The sequence below is a fragment of the Streptomyces sp. YS-3 genome (genome assembly GCF_045257485.1).
Taxonomy (GTDB): Bacteria; Actinomycetota; Actinomycetes; order Streptomycetales; family Streptomycetaceae; genus Streptomyces.
Window position 1 is genome coordinate 1 of record NZ_JBJHPC010001061.1, and the last position, 1,078, is coordinate 1,078.

Here is a 1,078-nt window from a genome sequence, read left to right on the forward strand (position 1 = left end):
GGGGAGGGGACGGCGGTGCCGATGGCGGTGGTGCAGCTCGCCTCCGGTGTGGCGGCGCTGCTCTGCTTCCTGCTGCTGTGCCGGCCCTGGCAGCGGCAGCAGACCGCGGCCTGAGCCGCCCCGGGCGCGCCGACGCCTCCGTACCGCGCCCGTAGAATCCCGGGGTGAACGAGAACGTCCCCGTCCCGCAGGCCCTGCGCTCCGCCCTCGCCGGGCTGCTCGACGGGCTGCCGCCGTCGCAGGCCGCGCGGGCCGTCGACCGGCTGATCGCCAACTACCGGGGTGCCACCCAGACGCACGCGCCGGTGCTGCGCGACCGCTCCGACGTGGCCGCGTACGCCGCGTACCGGATGCCCGCGACCTTCGAGGCGGTACGGTCCGCGCTCGCCGCCCTCCAGGACGCGGCGCCGCACTGGTCTCCCGCCACCCACACCGACGTCGGCGGCGGCACCGGCGCGGCGAGCTGGGCCGTCGCCGAGGCGTGGTCCCCCGCGACCACGGTCCTGGACTGGGCCGAGCCCGCGCTCGCGCTCGGCCGTGAACTGGCCGAGTCCTCCGGCGTCGAGGGGCTGCGGTCGATCCGCTGGGAGCGGGCCCGGATCGGTACGGCGCTGAGCCTGCCGGAGACCGACCTCGTCACCGTCTCCTACGTCCTGAACGAGCTGACCACCGAGGACCGCGGGGCCCTCGTGGACGCGGTCGCCCGCGCGGCGACCGGCGCCGTGGTCATCGTCGAGCCCGGCACCCCCGACGGCTACGCCCGGATCATCGAGGCCCGGGACCGCCTGATCGCGGCCGGGTTCACCGTCGCGGCGCCCTGCCCGCACAGCGCCGCCTGCCCGATCGAGCCCGGCACGGACTGGTGCCACTTCTCCGCCCGGGTCAGCCGCTCGTCCCTGCACCGGCAGGTCAAGGGGGGGTCGCTGGCGTACGAGGACGAGAAGTTCAGCTATGTGGCGGCGGTCCGGGGGGTGGCGGCCGAGCCCGCCGCGAACCGCGTGACGCGGCGCCCGCAGATCCGCAAGGGCCTGGTGCTGCTGGAGCTGTGTGCGGGGGAGGGGGTGCTGCGGAGGGAGAC

1 protein-coding gene is annotated in these 1,078 nt (G+C 76.4%); it reads left to right on the plus strand.

The genetic code is table 11. The features are described 5' to 3' along the window. Positions 1-164: 164 nt before the first annotated feature. On the plus strand, positions 165-1,078 hold a 914-nt coding region (locus ACJA3G_RS37465; protein WP_406557467.1), incomplete at its 3' end, for a small ribosomal subunit Rsm22 family protein.